The 17,211-nt window shown below is 69.7% G+C and carries 13 protein-coding genes, 2 rRNA genes and 1 pseudogene (1 of these 16 running past the window's edge); 14 read left to right on the plus strand and 2 right to left on the minus strand.

Translation table 11 applies throughout. The annotated features are described in order from the left end of the window. The 4 genes and pseudogenes from OG385_RS26780 to OG385_RS26795 all read left to right on the plus strand — a co-directional run. Window positions 1–2,606 (plus strand): 23S ribosomal RNA (locus OG385_RS26780); it begins 518 nt to the left of the window's first position. Between the two features lie 111 nt (window positions 2,607–2,717). Continuing rightward, a 5S ribosomal RNA gene (gene rrf, locus OG385_RS26785) occupies window positions 2,718–2,834 on the plus strand. 678 nt (window positions 2,835–3,512) lie between these two features. After that, window positions 3,513–3,866: pseudogene (locus tag OG385_RS26790) on the plus strand (RNA helicase); the annotation flags it as partial. A gap of 516 nt (window positions 3,867–4,382) precedes the next feature. Next, entirely contained in the window at window positions 4,383–5,093 is a 711-nt protein-coding gene (locus OG385_RS26795; RefSeq protein ID WP_266861182.1) for a tetratricopeptide repeat protein, read from the plus strand. A gap of 96 nt (window positions 5,094–5,189) precedes the next feature. Here OG385_RS26795 and OG385_RS26800 read toward each other — a convergent pair whose 3' ends face one another. Further along, window positions 5,190–6,512 carry a DUF1015 domain-containing protein gene (locus OG385_RS26800; protein ID WP_266858416.1) on the minus strand — a complete coding sequence of 441 codons (1,323 nt, stop codon included), beginning with the start codon at window positions 6,510–6,512 and terminating at the stop codon, window positions 5,190–5,192. Window positions 6,513–6,579: 67 nt separating this feature from the next. On the opposite strand from OG385_RS26800, the gene OG385_RS26805 reads away from it, so the two are divergent. The 4 genes from OG385_RS26805 to OG385_RS26820 all read left to right on the plus strand — a co-directional run bounded on the left by OG385_RS26805 (window position 6,580) and on the right by OG385_RS26820 (window position 10,665). Then, complete coding sequence (locus OG385_RS26805) at window positions 6,580–7,608, plus strand: HAD hydrolase-like protein (RefSeq protein WP_266858417.1); 1,029 nt, start codon at window positions 6,580–6,582, stop codon at window positions 7,606–7,608. A gap of 140 nt (window positions 7,609–7,748) precedes the next feature. Beyond that, window positions 7,749–8,792 carry an iron ABC transporter permease gene (locus tag OG385_RS26810; protein WP_266861183.1) on the plus strand — a complete coding sequence of 348 codons (1,044 nt, stop codon included), beginning with the start codon at window positions 7,749–7,751 and terminating at the stop codon, window positions 8,790–8,792. Beyond that, window positions 8,789–9,826, plus strand: coding sequence for an iron chelate uptake ABC transporter family permease subunit (locus tag OG385_RS26815; RefSeq protein WP_266858418.1), 1,038 nt, complete (start codon window positions 8,789–8,791; stop codon window positions 9,824–9,826). The genes OG385_RS26810 and OG385_RS26815 overlap by 4 nt, the downstream gene beginning before the upstream one ends. Beyond that, the gene (locus tag OG385_RS26820; RefSeq protein ID WP_266858419.1) at window positions 9,826–10,665 is read left to right on the plus strand and encodes an ABC transporter ATP-binding protein; all 840 of its coding nucleotides are present in this window, start codon (window positions 9,826–9,828) and stop codon (window positions 10,663–10,665) included. The genes OG385_RS26815 and OG385_RS26820 overlap by 1 nt, the downstream gene beginning before the upstream one ends. Here OG385_RS26820 and OG385_RS26825 read toward each other — a convergent pair. Continuing rightward, complete coding sequence (locus OG385_RS26825) at window positions 10,649–10,996, minus strand: SCP2 sterol-binding domain-containing protein (RefSeq protein ID WP_266858421.1); 348 nt, start codon at window positions 10,994–10,996, stop codon at window positions 10,649–10,651. The genes OG385_RS26820 and OG385_RS26825 overlap by 17 nt on opposite strands. A gap of 42 nt (window positions 10,997–11,038) precedes the next feature. Between OG385_RS26825 and OG385_RS26830 the strand changes: the two genes are divergently transcribed. From OG385_RS26830 to OG385_RS26855, 6 genes are all read left to right on the plus strand, one after another. After that, window positions 11,039–11,365, plus strand: coding sequence for a hypothetical protein (locus OG385_RS26830; RefSeq protein ID WP_266858423.1), 327 nt, complete (start codon window positions 11,039–11,041; stop codon window positions 11,363–11,365). 7 nt (window positions 11,366–11,372) lie between these two features. Further along, window positions 11,373–12,188, plus strand: coding sequence for a TlyA family RNA methyltransferase (locus OG385_RS26835; protein WP_266858425.1), 816 nt, complete (start codon window positions 11,373–11,375; stop codon window positions 12,186–12,188). Between the two features lie 119 nt (window positions 12,189–12,307). Continuing rightward, window positions 12,308–13,201, plus strand: a complete 894-nt coding sequence (locus OG385_RS26840) for an NAD kinase (RefSeq protein WP_266858427.1) — start codon at window positions 12,308–12,310, stop codon at window positions 13,199–13,201. A gap of 126 nt (window positions 13,202–13,327) precedes the next feature. Next, on the plus strand, window positions 13,328–15,046 hold the full coding sequence (recN, locus tag OG385_RS26845; protein ID WP_266861185.1) for a DNA repair protein RecN: 1,719 nt from the start codon (window positions 13,328–13,330) through the stop codon (window positions 15,044–15,046). Between the two features lie 106 nt (window positions 15,047–15,152). Next, entirely contained in the window at window positions 15,153–15,923 is a 771-nt protein-coding gene (locus tag OG385_RS26850; RefSeq protein WP_266858429.1) for a hypothetical protein, read from the plus strand. Between the two features lie 148 nt (window positions 15,924–16,071). Continuing rightward, the gene (locus OG385_RS26855; RefSeq protein WP_266858431.1) at window positions 16,072–17,190 is read left to right on the plus strand and encodes a glycosyltransferase family 4 protein; all 1,119 of its coding nucleotides are present in this window, start codon (window positions 16,072–16,074) and stop codon (window positions 17,188–17,190) included. Window positions 17,191–17,211: the final 21 nt, after the last annotated feature.

Consider the following 17,211-nt stretch of genomic DNA (forward strand, 5'->3'; position numbering starts at 1 on the left):
TATTCCCTGGTGACCGATAGCGGATAGTACCGTGAGGGAATGGTGAAAAGTACCGCGGGAGCGGAGTGAAATAGTACCTGAAACCGTGTGCCTACAAGCCGTGGGAGCGTCGCTGGCAGTACTTGTACTGTCAGTCGTGACTGCGTGCCTTTTGAAGAATGAGCCTGCGAGTTAGCGGTGTGTAGCGAGGTTAACCCGTGTGGGGAAGCCGTAGCGAAAGCGAGTCCTAATAGGGCGTTTGAGTTGCACGCTCTAGACCCGAAGCGGAGTGATCTAGCCATGGGCAGGTTGAAGCGGCTGTAAGAGGTCGTGGAGGACCGAACCCACCAGGGTTGAAAACCTGGGGGATGACCTGTGGTTAGGGGTGAAAGGCCAATCAAACTCCGTGATAGCTGGTTCTCCCCGAAATGCATTTAGGTGCAGCGTCGTGTGTTTCTTGCCGGAGGTAGAGCACTGGATAGGCGATGGGCCCTACCGGGTTACTGACCTTAGCCAAACTCCGAATGCCGGTAAGTGAGAGCGCGGCAGTGAGACTGTGGGGGATAAGCTCCATGGTCGAGAGGGAAACAGCCCAGAGCATCGACTAAGGCCCCTAAGCGTACGCTAAGTGGAAAAGGATGTGGAGTCGCAGAGACAACCAGGAGGTTGGCTTAGAAGCAGCCATCCTTGAAAGAGTGCGTAATTGCTCACTGGTCAAGTGATTCCGCGCCGACAATGTAGCGGGGCTCAAGCGTACCGCCGAAGTCGTGTCATTCCAGCACATACCCCCAACGGGGGCTGGGATGGGTAGGGGAGCGTCGTGTGCCGGGTGAAGCAGCCGCGGAAGCGAGTTGTGGACGGTTCACGAGTGAGAATGCAGGCATGAGTAGCGATACACACGTGAGAAACGTGTGCGCCGATTGACTAAGGGTTCCTGGGTCAAGCTGATCTGCCCAGGGTAAGTCGGGACCTAAGGCGAGGCCGACAGGCGTAGTCGATGGACAACCGGTTGATATTCCGGTACCCGCTTTGAAACGCCCAATACTGAATCCTCTAATGCTAAGGCCGTGAAGCCGTCCTGGACCCTTCGGGGAAAGGGGAGTGGTGGAGCCGCTGAACCAAGGTGGTAGTAGGTAAGCGATGGGGTGACGCAGGAAGGTAGTCCAGCCCGGGCGGTGGTTGTCCCGGGGTAAGGGTGTAGCCCGTTATCCAGGTAAATCCGGATGACATGTGGGTGAGACCTGATGCCGAGCCGATTGTGGTGAAGTGGATGATCCTATGCTGTCGAGAAAAGCCTCTAGCGAGTTTCATGGCGGCCCGTACCCTAAACCGACTCAGGTGGTCAGGTAGAGAATACCGAGGCGTTCGGGTGAACTATGGTTAAGGAACTCGGCAAAATGCCCCCGTAACTTCGGGAGAAGGGGGGCCATTCTTGGTGATTGGATTTACTCCATGAGCTGGGGGTGGCCGCAGAGACCAGCGAGAAGCGACTGTTTACTAAAAACACAGGTCCGTGCGAAGCCGTAAGGCGATGTATACGGACTGACGCCTGCCCGGTGCTGGAACGTTAAGGGGACCGGTTAGTGATCTTTCGGGGTTGCGAAGCTGAGAACTTAAGCGCCAGTAAACGGCGGTGGTAACTATAACCATCCTAAGGTAGCGAAATTCCTTGTCGGGTAAGTTCCGACCTGCACGAATGGCGTAACGACTTCTCGACTGTCTCAACCATAGGCCCGGTGAAATTGCACTACGAGTAAAGATGCTCGTTTCGCGCAGAAGGACGGAAAGACCCCGGGACCTTTACTACAGTTTGATATTGGTGTTCGGTTCGGCTTGTGTAGGATAGGTGGGAGACTTTGAAGCGGCCACGCCAGTGGTTGTGGAGTCGTCGTTGAAATACCACTCTGGTCGTGCTGGATGTCTAACCTCGGTCCGTGATCCGGATCAGGGACAGTGTCTGATGGGTAGTTTAACTGGGGCGGTTGCCTCCTAAAGAGTAACGGAGGCGCCCAAAGGTTCCCTCAGCCTGGTTGGCAATCAGGTGTTGAGTGTAAGTGCACAAGGGAGCTTGACTGTGAGACCGACGGGTCGAGCAGGGACGAAAGTCGGGACTAGTGATCCGGCAGTGGCTTGTGGAAGCGCTGTCGCTCAACGGATAAAAGGTACCCCGGGGATAACAGGCTGATCTTCCCCAAGAGTCCATATCGACGGGATGGTTTGGCACCTCGATGTCGGCTCGTCGCATCCTGGGGCTGGAGTCGGTCCCAAGGGTTGGGCTGTTCGCCCATTAAAGCGGTACGCGAGCTGGGTTTAGAACGTCGTGAGACAGTTCGGTCCCTATCCTCTGCGCGCGTAGGAATATTGAGAAGGGCTGTCCCTAGTACGAGAGGACCGGGACGGACGAACCTCTGGTGTGCCAGTTGTCCTGCCAAGGGCATGGCTGGTTGGCTACGTTCGGAAAGGATAACCGCTGAAAGCATCTAAGCGGGAAGCCTGCTTCGAGATGAGTATTCCCACCCCCTTTGAGGGGTTAAGGCTCCCAGTAGACGACTGGGTTGATAGGCCAGATGTGGAAGCCCGGTAACGGGTGGAGCTGACTGGTACTAATAGGCCGAGGGCTTGTCCTCAGTTGCTCGCGTCCACTGTGTTGTTCCCAGGCCACGAACTATCGTGCCGGCGGAACTTGTTTCACTTACTTAATTGAAGAGTGTGCTTGTTCGCTAGAGCCCAAATAGGGTTTCGGTGGTCATAGCGTTAGGGAAACGCCCGGTTACATTCCGAACCCGGAAGCTAAGCCTTTCAGCGCCGATGGTACTGCAGGGGGGACCCTGTGGGAGAGTAGGACGCCGCCGAACAATCTTTGAAGGACCTTTGGTCCCAGCGTTCAGCGCTGGGACCAAAGGTCCTTTTTTTATTTCCCGAAGCGCGTCGGATCGCCGACTGCGTGAGAATGACTGCGGTACCCGAAGACAGGAGCCCCACCCATGTCCACCAACTCTCCCGACGACCGACCGGAGCGCGAGCCGCGTCGCCGGGACGGCGGTGACCAGGGCGGATTCCGCGGTGGTCGTGATAATCGATCCAGTGGCCCGAGCCGGGACAACGACCGTGGTGGCTTCCGTCGCGACGACAACCGCGGTGGCAGCCGTGGCGGTGGCAGCGGAGCCGGTGGGTTCCGTGGTGGCCGTGACGACCGCTCGTCCAGCGGCCCGCGCCGGGACGACCGTGGTGGGCGACCCGCCGGTGCCGGTGGTGGTTTCCGTGGTGGCCGTGACGACCGGCCGTCGGGTGGGCCCCGTCGTGATGACGACCGCGGCGGACGGCCCGGCAGCGCCGGCGGATACCGCGGTGGCCAGCGTGACGACCGTGGCGGCCGCCCTTCCAGTGGTGACCGTGGTGGGCGTCCGGGTGGTAGTGGCGGTGGGTTTGCCCGTCGTGACGACCGGCCGTCGTTCCGGCGTGACGACAGTCGTGGTGACCGGCGTGATGACAGCCGTGGTGGGCGTCCCGGTGGTGGTGGCGGTTTTGAGCGTCGCGATGACCGGGGCGGTGACCGTGGTGGCCGTCCGTCCGGTGGTGACCGTGGTGGGTTCCGTGGCGGTCAGCGTGATGACCGTTCGTTCGGTGCTCCGCGCCGCGATGACCGTCCGTCCGGTGGCCCGCGTCGGGACGATGAGCGCGGTGGTGGCTTCCGCCGTGACGACCGTCCCAGCGGTGGCGGCTACGGCCGGCGCGACGACCGGGGCAGCGACCGCGGCGGGTTCCGTGGTGGGCGTGACGACCGGCCGTCCGGTGGTCCGCGCCGTGATGACGACCGTGGTGGGCGTCCGGGTGGTAGCGGCGGTGGGTTTGCCCGTCGTGATGACCGGCCGTCGTTCCGGCGTGACGACAGTCGTGGTGACCGGCGTGATGATCGTCGTGATGACAGCCGTGGTGGGCGTCCCGGTGGTGGTGGCGGTTTTGAGCGTCGCGACGATCGGGGCGGTGACCGTGGTGGCCGTCCGTCCGGTGGTGACCGTGGTGGGTTCCGTGGCGGTCAGCGTGATGACCGTTCGTTCGGTGCTCCGCGCCGCGATGACCGTCCGTCCGGTGCTCCGCGTCGGGATGATGAGCGCGGTGGTGGCTTCCGTCGTGACGACCGTCCCAGCGGTGGCGGCTACGGCCGGCGCGACGACCGGGGCAGCGACCGCGGCGGCCGTCCCTCCGGTGGTGACCGTGGCGGGTTCCGCGGCGGTCAGCGCGATGACCGTGACCGTGGTGGATACCGGGGCGGCCAGCGTGACGAGCGTGGCGGCGGTTTCCAGCGGGACGACCGCGACCGGGACCGCGAGCCTGTGAAGCGGCTTCCCATCCCGGAGGACGTCACCGGCCAGGAGATCGACAAGGACGTACGGCAGGAGCTCATGAGCCTGCCCAAGACCCTCGCCGAGGATGTCGCGAAGAACCTGGTGATGGTCGCCCGGCTGATCGATGAGGACCCCGAAGAGGCGTACGAGTACTCGCGTATCGCCCTTCGGCTGGCCTCCCGGGTCGCCGCTGTGCGCGAGGCGGCCGGGTTCGCCGCGTACGCGACACAGAAGTACACGGAGGCGCTCGCCGAGTTCCGTGCCACGAAGCGGATGACCGGCACGGTCGACCTCTGGCCCGTCATGGCGGACTGCGAGCGCGGTCTGGGCCGGCCCGAGCGGGCGATGGCGATGGCCGGAGAGCCCGAGGTGCAGAGGCTCGACAAGGCCGGACAGGTCGAGATGCGTCTGGTCGCCGCCGGTGCGCGCCGCGACATGGGACAGATCGACGCGGCGATCGTCACGCTGCAGAGCCCGGAGCTGGCGTCCCACTCCGTACAGCCGTGGACCGCGCGGCTGCGCTACGCCTACGCCGACGCGCTCCTCGCTGCGGGACGCGAGGACGAGGCGCGTGAGTGGTTCGCCAAGACCATCGAGTCCGACAAGGACGGCTCGACGGACGCGTCGGACCGGCTCGCCGAGCTGGAGGGCGTCGAGTTCGTCGACGTCGAGGACGAGTCGGACGACGAGTCCGACGAGCCGCAGGCCGATGCCCCGGACCGGAGCGTGGACAGCGACGGCGACAGCGCTGCCGGCAGCCGGGACTGATGAACGCCGTCCGGCCCTGGCCGATCGGTCAGTGAACTGACAACGAGAAAGGCCGCACCCGGACGCCGGGTGCGGCCCTTCTCCGTATGGCGCGATTCAGTCGATGGTGAGGCTGCGCAGCACGAGCCCGGTCGCCGGTTTCGGGCCGAACGAGGTCGATTTGCGGGGCATCGTCACTCCTCGGCGGGCCAGCTCCCGGACGACCTCTTCGCGTACCGGATGCATCAGAACAGCTGTGCCGCCCTGGCGTTCCGCCTGTTCGACGGCCGCGTCCGTGGCATGGATGTACGCGATGTGCTCAGGCGCGTCCGGGACCGACCAGACCTTGTCCAGGAGCGTGTGGTGCAGGACGGTCGCGTCGAGGGTCTGCCAGGCCGTGGGGTGGTCCGTGGGGACGGTTCGGGCCAGCAGTTCCTCCGACGGCCGGTCGACGAGATGGAACCGGCCGTCCCCGGCGAGCAGGAAGGCGTTGCCCGCGGCTGCCGCGTCGGCGAGGGCGGCCAGCGCCTCGGGGAGCGCTTCGATCGTGCGGACCCGGAAGGCGCCGTCGAGCGCCGCCAGCGCTTCGGAGACGGGCAGCCGGCGCAGTACCCGGTGGATCGCCCGTACCTGGAGCGGATAGTGAACCGTGTCGATGAGGAGCACCAGGCCGTACCCCCACGGGCCCGGCCCCGGATGTTCGCCGCGCAGCTGGAGGTAGGTCGCCCACCGGTGGTGCCCGTCGGCGATCAGGGCCTGGCGGTCGGCCAGGTCCGCCTGCGCCTCCGCGATCTCCGCCGGGTCGGTGACGGCCCACAGCCGGTGGCTGAAGCCGTCCTCGGTGGTCGTCGCGAGCAGCGGGGGGCCGGTTATGGTCCGCTCGATGACAGCCGTCGCGCCCGCCGATCCTGCTGTGTCCGCTGTGTCTGCCGCGTCCGTTGTCCCCGTCGTGCCGTCGTCGCTGCGGTAGGTCAGCAGAAGCGGTTCGAAGTTGACGGCTGTGGTCCGCATCAGCGCCGCCCGGTCCGCGACGATGTCGGCCATCACGTCCTCGTGCGGAAGGACCACCCCCTCCTCGGGCGTGGAGAGGGCCAGTGCTCCGATGAGACCGCGCTGGAGCACAGCGCCGTTGCGCTGCTCGTACACATACAGGGCTGCCTCGGGGTCGGCGGCCAGGATGCCGTCCCTGAGCCAGTCGGAGAGGGTCGCCGCGGCCCTCTCGTTGCGGGCTGCCGGAGTGTCGGCCTGCGGCAGGATCAGCCTCACGATGTTGTGCGGATCGGCGGACTCCAGGTGCAGCAGCCCGTCCGGTCTGACCACGACGTCGTACGGCGGAGACGTGACGGCTGCGAGGCTGCCGACGCGTTCGGGAACGTAGCGCACTCCGCGGAAAGGGAAAAGACGCAGTCCGGTGTCCGCATGCCGACCACTTGAAGTCATTGGTGCATGGTATGTGGGGATCCGTCATACGGGATGATCGGGAGAAGAACAGCTATCGAGGAGTGCGATGACCCGGCAGACCAGGACCAGCCCGGACGGCATGAGGACAGCGCTGAGTGAGACGTACGACACAGCCCTGCTCGATCTGGACGGGGTGGTGTACGCGGGCGGCGCGGCGATCGTCCACGCCGTCTCCTCGCTCGGGACCGCGCGGGACGGCGGGATGCACCTCGCGTACGTGACCAACAACGCGCTGCGGACGCCGGATGCGGTGGCGCTGCACCTCACCGAGCTGGGGGTGCCCGCCGAGGCCGCCGATGTCATCACCTCGGCCCAGGCGGTGTCCCGGCTGATCGCCGATCAGGTCCCGCAAGGGGCCAGGGTGCTGGCCATCGGCGGGGAGGGGCTGCGGGTCGCGCTGCGCGAACGCGGTCTGGAACCGGTGGACTCGGCCGAGGACTCCCCGGTGGCGGTGGCCCAGGGGTACGGCGGTCCCGACATGACCTGGGCGCGGTTCGCCGAGGCCGGATACGCGATCAACAGCGGTCTGCCATGGTTCGTTTCCAATACGGATCTGACCATTCCCAGCGCACGTGGGATCGCGCCCGGTAATGGCGCCGCGGTCGAGGTCGTCCGGATCGCCACCGGGGCCGAGCCGCAGGTGGCCGGGAAGCCGTTGCCCCCCATGCACCGGGAGACCGTGCTGCGGACCGGAGCCGAACGGCCGCTGGTCGTCGGGGACCGGCTGGACACCGACATCGAGGGCGCGTTCAACGGAGGGGTGGACTCGCTGCTCGTACTGACCGGCGTGACGGATGCGGCGCAGCTGCTGGCCGCCCGGCCGGAGCACCGGCCGACCTATGTGGACGCGGATCTGCGGGGGTTGCTCACCGGTCAGCCCGAAGTGACCGGCGAGGGCGGTGCGTTCCGCTGCGGCGGCTGGACCGCTTCGGTACGGGACGGTGAGCTGGCCGTGGACGGTGACGGTGGCGCGCTGGACGGGCTGCGGGCGCTGTGCGCAGCGGCCTGGACAGAGGCGGGCGAGGGTACGTACGGTCCGGACGCGGGCAAGGTGATTTCCCGCATCGGGCTCTGACGTACGCCGGGCTCCGACGCGCGTCGGGCTGTAACGCGCGCCGTGCTCCGTCACGCGGACCTCGCCGCTTCCCCCGCCTCACCTTCCGGGTGAAGCCTCCCAGTCGAAGAGTTGCGAGGGTAGGCTAACCTAACTACGTGTTGGTCGACAGTCTCCCCAGACAGAGCGCGGAGCAAGCCCCCGCGCCCCCGAAGCACAACGCTGCGCGCGCCGCCGGGCTGCTGTTGTCGCTCGGTGTGCTGCTCCTGGTCGTCGTGGCGAGCATCGCGCTCGGCGCCAAAGCGGTGCCGCTCAGCGATGTATGGCACGGCCTGGCGCACAGCTCGGGCACCGCCGACGACGTCCTGATCCAGGATGTGCGAATACCGCGCACCCTGCTGGGGGTCCTCGTAGGAGCCGCGCTCGGGGTCGCGGGAGCGGTGATGCAGGCGCTCACCCGCAATCCGCTCGCCGAGCCCGGCATCCTCGGTGTCAACGCGGGTGCCTCCGCCGCCGTGGTCTCCGCGATGAGCTTTCTCGGCGTCAGCTCCTTCACCGGTTATGTGTGGTTCGCGTTCGCGGGCGCCGCGGTGGTCTCGGTGCTCGTCTACGTACTGAGCGGGAGCCGCGGCGCCACCCCGGTACGGCTCGCGCTCGCCGGCACGGCCGCCACGTACGCGATGTTCGGATACGTCAACGCCGTGGAGCTGCTGGACTCGGCCGCGCTGGACAAGATGCGCTTCTGGACGGTCGGTTCGCTGGCATCGGCGACGTCCGCGACGGTCTCGCAGGTGTGGCCGTTCGTGGCGGCCGGTCTGCTGGTCGCGCTGCTGCTCGGCCGCCCCCTGAACGCCATGGCCCTCGGCGACGACACGGCCAGGTCGCTCGGCGCGCATCTGACGCGCACCCGGGTGCTCGCGATGGTCGCCGTCACGCTGCTCTGCGGTTCGGCGACCGCCGCCTGCGGGCCGATCGTCTTCATCGGGCTGATGGTTCCGCACATCGTCCGGGCCATCACCGGACCCGACATGCGCTGGACGCTGCCGTACGCGGCGGTCCTCTCGCCCGTCCTGCTGCTGGGCGCCGACGTCGTCGGCCGGATCGTCGCCCGGCCCGCCGAACTCCAGGTCGGCATCGTGACCGCGCTCATCGGCGGCCCCATCTTCATCTTTCTCGTACGCCGCCGGAGGATGACTCAGCTGTGAAAGCGATCCACGCGATACGGACCCCGGGAGGGCTCTCCCTGCGGGTCGAGGTCAGGACCGCGGTCGTCGTCGTACTGCTGGCCGTGGTCGCCCTGGCGGCCGCCGTCGTGCTCATCGGGAGCGGTGACTACCCGATGGCACCCGCGGACGTGATCCGCACCCTGCTGGGCAGCGGCACCACCGCCCAGGAGTTCATCGTCAACGACCTGCGGCTGCCCAGAGCGCTCGTCGGCCTCCTCGTCGGGGCGGCGCTGGGCATCGGGGGAGCGGTCTTCCAGTCCATCTCCCGTAATCCGCTGGGCAGTCCGGACGTGATCGGCTTCGGGCAGGGGGCCAGTGTCGGTGCGCTCGCTGTCATCGTGCTCTTCCACGGCGGGGCGACCGCGGTGGCCGGCGGCGCGATCGTCGGCGGTCTGGCCACCGGAATCGCCGTGTACATGCTGGCGTGGAAGCGCGGTGTGCACGGCTACCGGCTGGTCCTCGTCGGCATCGGCGCCGCCGCGATGCTCACCGCCTGCAACAGCTATCTGCTCACCAAGGCCAATCTGGTCGACGCGACCCGCGCCGTCGTCTGGATGACCGGCTCGCTCGACGGCCGCGACTGGTCGCAGGTCTGGCCGCTGCTGGTCACCTGTGCGGTCCTGATACCGCTGGTACTCGGGTACGGGCGCAACCTCAGGATGCTGGAGATGGGCGACGACGCCGCGTACGCCCTGGGCGTACGGGTCGAGCGGACCAGGCTGGTGCTGATGCTGGCCGCGGTCCTGCTGACCGCGGTGGCCACCGCCGCGGCGGGGCCGATCGCCTTCGTGGCGCTCAGCGCGCCCCAGCTGGCCCGGCGGCTGACCCGCTCACCGGGCGCCAACCTCCTCCCGTCGGCCTTTATGGGCGCGGCCCTGCTGGTGGTCGCCGACTGGATCGCACAGCGGGCCTTCGGGGACCGGCAGCTGCCGGTGGGAGTCGTGACGGGGGTGCTCGGCGGCTGCTATCTGCTGTGGCTGCTGGTCTCCGAACGCAAGGCAGGACGGATCTGATGATGACAACCAGGAGCACCTCCATGCAGCGACTCACCGCCGAATCGGTCACCTTCGGCTACGAGCAGCGGGTCATCGCCGAGAACCTCTCGGTCGAGATCCCCGACAACTCCTTCACCGTCATCGTCGGCCCCAACGCCTGCGGCAAGTCGACCCTGCTGCGCGCCCTGTCGCGGATGCTGAAGCCCTCGCAGGGGCGGGTGCTCCTCGACGGGCAGGCGATCGGCTCGATGCCCGCCAAGAAGGTGGCCAGGACGCTGGGGCTGCTCCCGCAGTCCTCCATCGCCCCCGACGGCATCACGGTCGCCGACCTGGTGGCCCGCGGCCGCTACCCGCACCAGGGTCTGCTGCGCCAGTGGTCGCCCGACGACGAGCGCATCGTCGAGGAGGCGATGGCCGCCACGCGGATCGGCGGGCTCGGCGACCGTTATGTGGACGAGCTCTCCGGCGGTCAGCGCCAGCGCGTGTGGATCGCGATGGCGCTCGCCCAGCAGACCCCGCTGCTGCTCCTCGACGAGCCGACGACCTTCCTCGACATCCAGCACCAGATCGACGTGCTCGACCTCTGCGCGGAGCTGCACGAGACGCAGGGGCGCACGCTGGTGGCCGTACTGCACGACCTCAATCACGCCGCGCGCTACGCGACCCACCTCATCGCCATGCGGGACGGCGAGATCGTCGCCGAGGGACCGCCCGCCGACGTGGTCACGGCGGGTCTGGTGGAGAAGGTGTTCGGGCTGCGCTGCCAGATCATCGACGACCCCGAGACGGGGACACCGCTGGTGGTGCCCGCCGGGCGCCGGGTGCGTACCGCGGGGACGGCTACAGCAGTGTCCTGAGGCGCAGCAGATCGCGGAAGCCCGCTTCGAGCCGCACCCGGCCCGAGCCCCAGGCCTTCGCGAAGTTCAGCTCGCCCGCCACCAGGGCCACCAGATCGTCGCCCTTCATCGCGAGCCGGATCTCCGCCTTCGCGGGCGGTGGTCCCGCGACGGTGTCGAGCACCTGGATCCGGCCATCCACGAGACGCCCGGTGAAGGTGACGTCCAGGTCGGTGATGTGGCAGCTCAGCGAGCGGTCCAGTGCCGCCGCGCTGCGTACCTGGCTGTTCGCCTCTGTCATGTTGTCCGAGAGCCTGTCGAGGGCGCTGCGGCACTCTTCTGTCGTCGCCATCGTGATCGACCGTACCGCAGCGCTTCGGGGTAGCGTCTGGGCATGAGTGACGCGATGCCGGAGCCCCCCGGGGCGCAGGCCGGGAGCCAGGACGGTCAGGACGGCCCGGGCGGTACGGAACATGCCCCGGCGCCGCTGGGAGTCGTCCGCACGCCCACCGGGAACGACGGCGTGGACCGGGTGCTCGGCCGGCTGGCCGACGCCGACCACCTCGCTGCCGACGGACATGTCGAGGTGTACGAAGATGTACACCGTGGGCTGCGTGAGGCGCTGGACGCGCTGGACGCACCGCCCGGACCTCCGGCCCCGGCCCGGGGCCCCGCCCCTCACGAGGTCCCTCAGAACGTCCCTCACAACAGCAGGAGCTGAACCGAACGTGGCAGGAGTGGCACGCCGGCGTCTCGACGCCGAGCTGGTCCGCCGGAGTCTCGCCCGCTCGCGGGAGCACGCGAGCCAGCTGATCGCGGCAGGACGGGTGTCCGTCAAGGGCGCCACCGCGACCAAGGCGGCCACCCAGGTCGAGACGAGCGCCGCCGTTGTCGTACGCAAGGACGACACGGATCCCGACTACGTCTCGCGCGGCGGGCACAAGCTCGCGGGCGCCTTCGCGGCCTTCACACCGCTCGGCCTGCGGGTCGGGGGGCGGCGGGCGCTGGACGCGGGCGCGTCGACCGGCGGCTTCACCGACGTCCTGCTGCGGGCGGGCGCCGCGCAGGTCGTCGCGGTGGACGTCGGGTACGGGCAGCTCGCCTGGTCGCTGCAGAGCGACGACCGCGTCACCGTCAAGGACCGCACGAACGTACGCGAGTTGACGCTGGAGGACATCGGCGGAACACCCGTGGACCTGGCCGTCGGAGACCTCTCTTTCATCGCGCTCGGTCTGGTGCTGCCCGCTCTCGCGCGGTGCGCGGGGCCGGACGCCGACCTGGTGCTCATGGTCAAACCGCAGTTCGAGATCGGCAAGGACCGGCTGGGCAGCGGAGGCGTGGTCCGCAGCCCCGAACTGCGGGCGGAGACCGTGCGGACCGTGGCCGGGCAGGCGGCCGGGCTCGGACTCGGCGTACGGGGTGTCACCGCCAGCCCGCTGCCGGGACCCTCGGGAAATGTCGAGTACTTTCTGTGGCTGCGGGCGGACGCGCCCGCGCTCGATCCGGCGGATGTGGAGCGTGCAGTGGCGGAGGGGCCGCAGTGACGGAAGCAGCAGCACCATCGGCAGTTGAATCAGCAGCTGGACCGGCGGTACGGGGAGTGGCACCGGCCGTGGCGGCGGGGCCGGCGGTGGAAGCGCCGGCGGAACCGGCGGCGCCCCCCGTGGACCGTACGGTCTTCCTGCTCGCGCACACCGGGCGGCCCGCCGCCATCCGCAGCGCCGAGCGCGTCGTGGAGGGCTTGCTGAAGAACGGCCTGCGCGTCCGGGTCCTGGCGGCGGAGGCCGCCGACCTGCCGGTGCCGCCATCGGTCGAACTCGTCGCCGAGGCGACACCCGCCTGCCTGGACGGCTGCGAGCTGCTGATCGTTCTCGGCGGCGACGGAACACTGCTGCGCGGTGCCGAGTTCGCCCGTGCGTCCGGGGTGCCGATGCTCGGCGTCAACCTCGGCAGGGTGGGCTTCCTCGCCGAGGCCGAGCGCGACGACCTCGACAAGGTCGTCGACCGGGTGGTCACCCGGTCGTACGAGGTCGAGGAGCGGATGACCGTCGATGTCCTCGTGCACAACAACGGCGACATCGTGCACCGTGACTGGGCGCTCAACGAGGCCGCCGTACAGAAGACCGAGCCCGAACGGATGCTGGAGGTCGTCCTGGAGATCGACGGCCGTCCGGTCACCGGCTTCGGCTGCGACGGCGTCGTCTGCGCGACCCCGACCGGTTCGACCGCCTACGCCTTCTCGGCCGGCGGGCCGGTGATCTGGCCGGAGGTGGAAGCGCTGCTGATGGTCCCCATCGGCGCACACGCGCTGTTCGCCAAGCCCCTGGTGACCTCGCCCGCCTCCGTCCTCGCGGTCGAGGTGCAGCCGCACACCCCGCACGGCGTCCTGTGGTGCGACGGGCGCCGCTGGGTGGGGCTGCCCGCGGGGGCGCGGGTCGAGGTGCGCAGGGGCGCCGTGCCCGTACGGCTGGCGCGGCTGCACCACGCTTCGTTCACCGACCGCCTGGTGGCCAAGTTCGCACTGCCCGTGGCGGGCTGGCGCGGCGCTCCGCACTGAGCTTCCCACCGGCCTTCCCGCTGAGCTCCGTACTGAGCTCCGCACGCCCGGCCGGCGGCCGCTCCGGCCGGGGCACGTCGCACGGGACCCGGGAAACCTCGTATGGTCATGTGCGTGTTGGAGGAGATGCGGATACGGTCGCTCGGAGTCATCGACGACGCTGTGGTGGAGCTTTCACCCGGTTTCACCGCGGTGACAGGTGAGACGGGCGCGGGCAAGACCATGGTCGTGACCAGCCTCGGGCTGCTGCTCGGCGGGCGAGCCGACGCCGCCCTGGTGCGGCTCGGTGCCAAGTCGGCGGTGGTCGAAGGGCGGATCGCGCTGCCCGCGGGCGCGCCGGCCGCGGTACGGGCCGAGGAGGCGGGCGCCGAACTCGACGAGGGCGCGCTGCTCATCAGCCGTACGGTCTCGGCCGAAGGGCGCTCACGGGCGCACATCGGCGGACGTTCCGTACCGGTCGGGCTGCTCGCCGAGATCGCCGACGAACTGGTCGCCGTGCACGGGCAGACCGACCAGCAGGGGCTGCTGCGCCCCGCCAGACAGCGCCAGGCCCTCGACCGGTACGCAGGCGAGGCGGTGGCCGGCCCGCACACCAAGTACGCGGCTGCCTACAAACGGCTGCGCGCCGTCGCCGCCGAGCTGGACGAACTGACCACCCGGGCGCGGGAACGGGCCCAGGAGGCCGACCTGCTCCGCTTCGGGCTCGACGAGATCGCCGCGGTCGAGCCGCTGCCCGGTGAGGACGCCGAACTCGCCGCAGAGGCCGAGCGTCTCGGGCACGCCGAAGCGCTCGCGTCGGCCGCGTCCGCGGCGCACACCGCGCTCGTCGGCAACCCGGAGGACCCCGAGGGCATCGACGCGACGACCCTGGTCGCCGGCTCGGGACGGGCGCTCGACGCGGTACGCAGCCACGACCCGGCGCTGGCCGCGCTCGCCGAACGGATCGGCGAGATCGGCATTCTGCTCGCCGACGTGTCGGGGGAGCTGGCCGGTTACGCGGACAACCTCGACGCCGATCCGCTGCGGCTCGCCGCCGTGGAGGAGCGCCGGGCAGCCCTGACCCAGCTGACCCGCAAGTACGGCGAGGACATCGCGGCCGTACTGGCCTGGGCGGAGGAGGGCGCGGCGCGCCTCACCGAGCTGGAGGGCGACGACGACCGGATCGGTGAACTGACGGCGGAGCACGAGGCGCTGCGCTCGGAGCTGTCCGGTCTCGCGCAGACGCTCACCGACGCGCGTACGGAGGCGGCCGAGCGGTTCGCGGGCGCTGTCACCGCCGAACTCGCCTCGCTCGCCATGCCGCACGCCCGGGTGACGATCGACATCCGGCAGACCGACGACCCCGAAGGGGTGGAGGTCGGCGGGCGGACCGTCGCCTACGGCCCGCTCGGCGCCGACGAGGTGGAACTGCTGCTCGCCCCGCACCCCGGTGCGGCCGCCCGGCCCATCTCCAAGGGCGCGTCGGGCGGTGAGCTCTCCCGGGTGATGCTCGCGGTCGAGGTCGTCTTCGCGGGGTCCGATCCCGTACCGACGTATCTCTTCGACGAGGTCGACGCCGGGGTCGGCGGCAAGGCCGCCGTCGAGGTGGGCCGCCGGCTCGCCAGGCTCGCCCGGTCCGCGCAGGTGGTGGTCGTGACGCATCTGCCGCAGGTGGCCGCCTTCGCCGACCGGCAGCTGCTGGTCGAGAAGACCAACGACGGCTCGGTGACCAGCAGCGGTGTCACGGTCCTGGAGGGCGAGGACCGGGTACGGGAGCTGTCGCGGATGCTCGCGGGCCAGGAGGACTCCGAGACGGCGCGGGCGCACGCCGAGGAACTGCTGGCCACAGCACGGGCGGACGGCTGAACGGACCGCGGGGCAGCAGGACGGTCGGCCGGTCGCTCAGCGCCTCCGGCCGACCCCGCCGGGGCTGCCCCCGGGCCTCCGCGGGCCGCCGCCTAGGGTGGAGCGCATGACCAGACACGGCGCCCGGACCACCGCACTCCTCGCTTCGTTCGGTGCGACCCGCGCCGCCGCGACGGGACTGCGCCGCCGGTTTCCGGGGGGCGCGGCGCGCTGGGAGCGCACCAACTACGCCGGGCGCACGGTCGATCTCTGCGCCGGTCCTGCCACCACGGTCGGCGCGGCGCTCGGCGCGGTCGTCGGCACCCTTCCGCCCCGGGCACGCGGGGCGGCCGCCCTGGCCGTGCTCACCGCCGGTGCCTGCGGGGCCTACGACGACACCACCGGCGCGGGCGATCCGCGCCGCGGGTTCCGCGCCCATCTCGGCGCGCTGAGCCGCGGCGAGATCACCAGCGGCACGGTGAAGCTCCTGGGCATCGGCGCGGCGGGTCTTGCCGCGGGCGCGCTGCTCAAGGACCGCCCCGTCGACCGGGTGCTGGCCGGGGTCGTCGTCGCGGGCACCGCCCACTTCGTCAACCTGGTGGATATGCGCCCGGGGAGGGCCGCCGTCGCGGTGCTCGGTCTCGCGGCGCCCGGTCTGCTGCGGCGCGGTCCGGCCGGGGCGCTCGCCGCCGCACCGCTCGGAGCCGCGGCAGCGGTCGTCATCGACGACCTGGCCGAACAGACCATGCTCGGCGACGCGGGAGCGCACGCCCTCGGTGCCGCCCTCGGCGTGGCGATCGTCGCGGGCAACGGGCGGGCCGGACTCGCCGCGCACGCGGCAGCGGTGGTCGCCGCCGCCGCGTACGGTGACAAGGTGAGCCGCGCGGCAGCCGGTTGAGCCGCAGCTCACCCATGCGGGTGACAGCTCAAGCGTGTTGACGCGACCGTACAGGGGCTCGGTCCCCCGGAGAGTGCCGGAACCCGTGCGCGGGCTGGCATCCTGGGGCGCACACATCCGTCCGACGCCGACTCAGGAGCTCCGGTCAGTGAGCAGCACCCAGGTCCCGCCGTACGGCCGTTCACCTCTCTGCGCCGTCCAGGTGCTGGGCGGCGGCAGCGCCGGCAGCAGCGCACATGTCCGGTCGATCACCGGGGGCCTGATCGAGCGGGGCGTGCACGTCACGGTGTGCGCCCCCGCCGAACTTGAGCGGACATACGGCTTCAGCGAGGCGGGCGCGCACTTCGTGCCCGTACCCCGGCGCAGCGACCCGTCGTCCGTCGCCGCGCTGCGCGCCGCCTGTCTGCGGGCCGACATCGTCCACGCGCACGGGCTGAACGCCGCCGTACGGACCTCGCTCGCGCTCAGCGGACTGCGGCGGCCGCTCGTCGTCACCTGGCACACCCGCCCGCACGCCGAAGGCGCGCGGAGCCGTCTGCTGCGGTTGATGGAGCGAAGGGCCGCCAGGGCGGCGGCAGTTGTGCTCGGTACGTCGTCCGAACTGGTCGACAGGGCACGCAGCCGGGGGGCGCGCGACGCGCGGCTCGCGCCGGTCGCTGTCCCCGCACCCCGAGTGGCCGCGAGCGGTACCGAGAGCAAGGCCCGCGCGGAACTGGGCGCGGTGGACCGGCCGTTGGTGATGACCGTCGGCAGCCTCGTCGCACACCACGGTTACGGGACGCTGCTGGATGCGGCCCGGCTGTGGCAGCACCTCGACCCGGTACCGCTGCTGGTGATCGCGGGCGAGGGCGCGGAGCGTGCCGCACTGCAGAGCCGGATCGCGGCCGACGCGCTCTCGGTCCGGCTCATCGGCAGCCGCGAGGATGTGACGGAGCTGCTCGCGTCCGCCGATGTCGCCGTACTGTCCAGCCGTTGGGAGGCGCGGCCCCTGCTGGCGCAGGAGGCACTGCGGCTGGGGGTGCCCCTGGTCGCCACGGCGGTCGGCGGGGTGCCCGAGCTGGTGGGCGAAGCGGCCGAACTCGTCCCGTACGGCGACCCGGAGGCCCTGGCCGCACGGGTGACCGCGCTGCTGGCCGATCCCGAACGCCGGGAAGGACTCGCCACTGCGGGTCTTGCGCAGGCCGCGGACTGGCCGACCGAGGACGAGACGGTGGCGCAAGTGCTCAGCGTCTACGACGAGTTGACCGAGTCCGTCGGGGCCCGCTGAGCGCCCGCCGCCGGGTGACCC

It is taken from the genome of Streptomyces sp. NBC_01306 (assembly GCF_026340465.1).
Taxonomy (GTDB): Bacteria; Actinomycetota; Actinomycetes; order Streptomycetales; family Streptomycetaceae; genus Streptomyces.

Excerpts from the sequence above, each read along its gene's own strand:
- OG385_RS26795 (WP_266861182.1), top strand. The coding sequence starts at position 4,383 with ATGAGCCTGCCCAAGACCCTCGCCGAGGATGTCGCGAAGAACCTGGTG.
- OG385_RS26800 (WP_266858416.1), bottom strand. The coding sequence starts at position 6,512 with ATGACTTCAAGTGGTCGGCATGCGGACACCGGACTGCGTCTTTTCCCT.
- OG385_RS26805 (WP_266858417.1), top strand. The coding sequence starts at position 6,580 with ATGACCCGGCAGACCAGGACCAGCCCGGACGGCATGAGGACAGCGCTG.
- OG385_RS26820 (WP_266858419.1), top strand. The coding sequence starts at position 9,826 with ATGATGACAACCAGGAGCACCTCCATGCAGCGACTCACCGCCGAATCG.
- OG385_RS26825 (WP_266858421.1), bottom strand. The coding sequence starts at position 10,996 with ATGGCGACGACAGAAGAGTGCCGCAGCGCCCTCGACAGGCTCTCGGAC.
- OG385_RS26830 (WP_266858423.1), top strand. The coding sequence starts at position 11,039 with ATGAGTGACGCGATGCCGGAGCCCCCCGGGGCGCAGGCCGGGAGCCAG.
- recN (WP_266861185.1), top strand. The coding sequence starts at position 13,328 with ATGCGGATACGGTCGCTCGGAGTCATCGACGACGCTGTGGTGGAGCTT.
- OG385_RS26850 (WP_266858429.1), top strand. The coding sequence starts at position 15,153 with ATGACCAGACACGGCGCCCGGACCACCGCACTCCTCGCTTCGTTCGGT.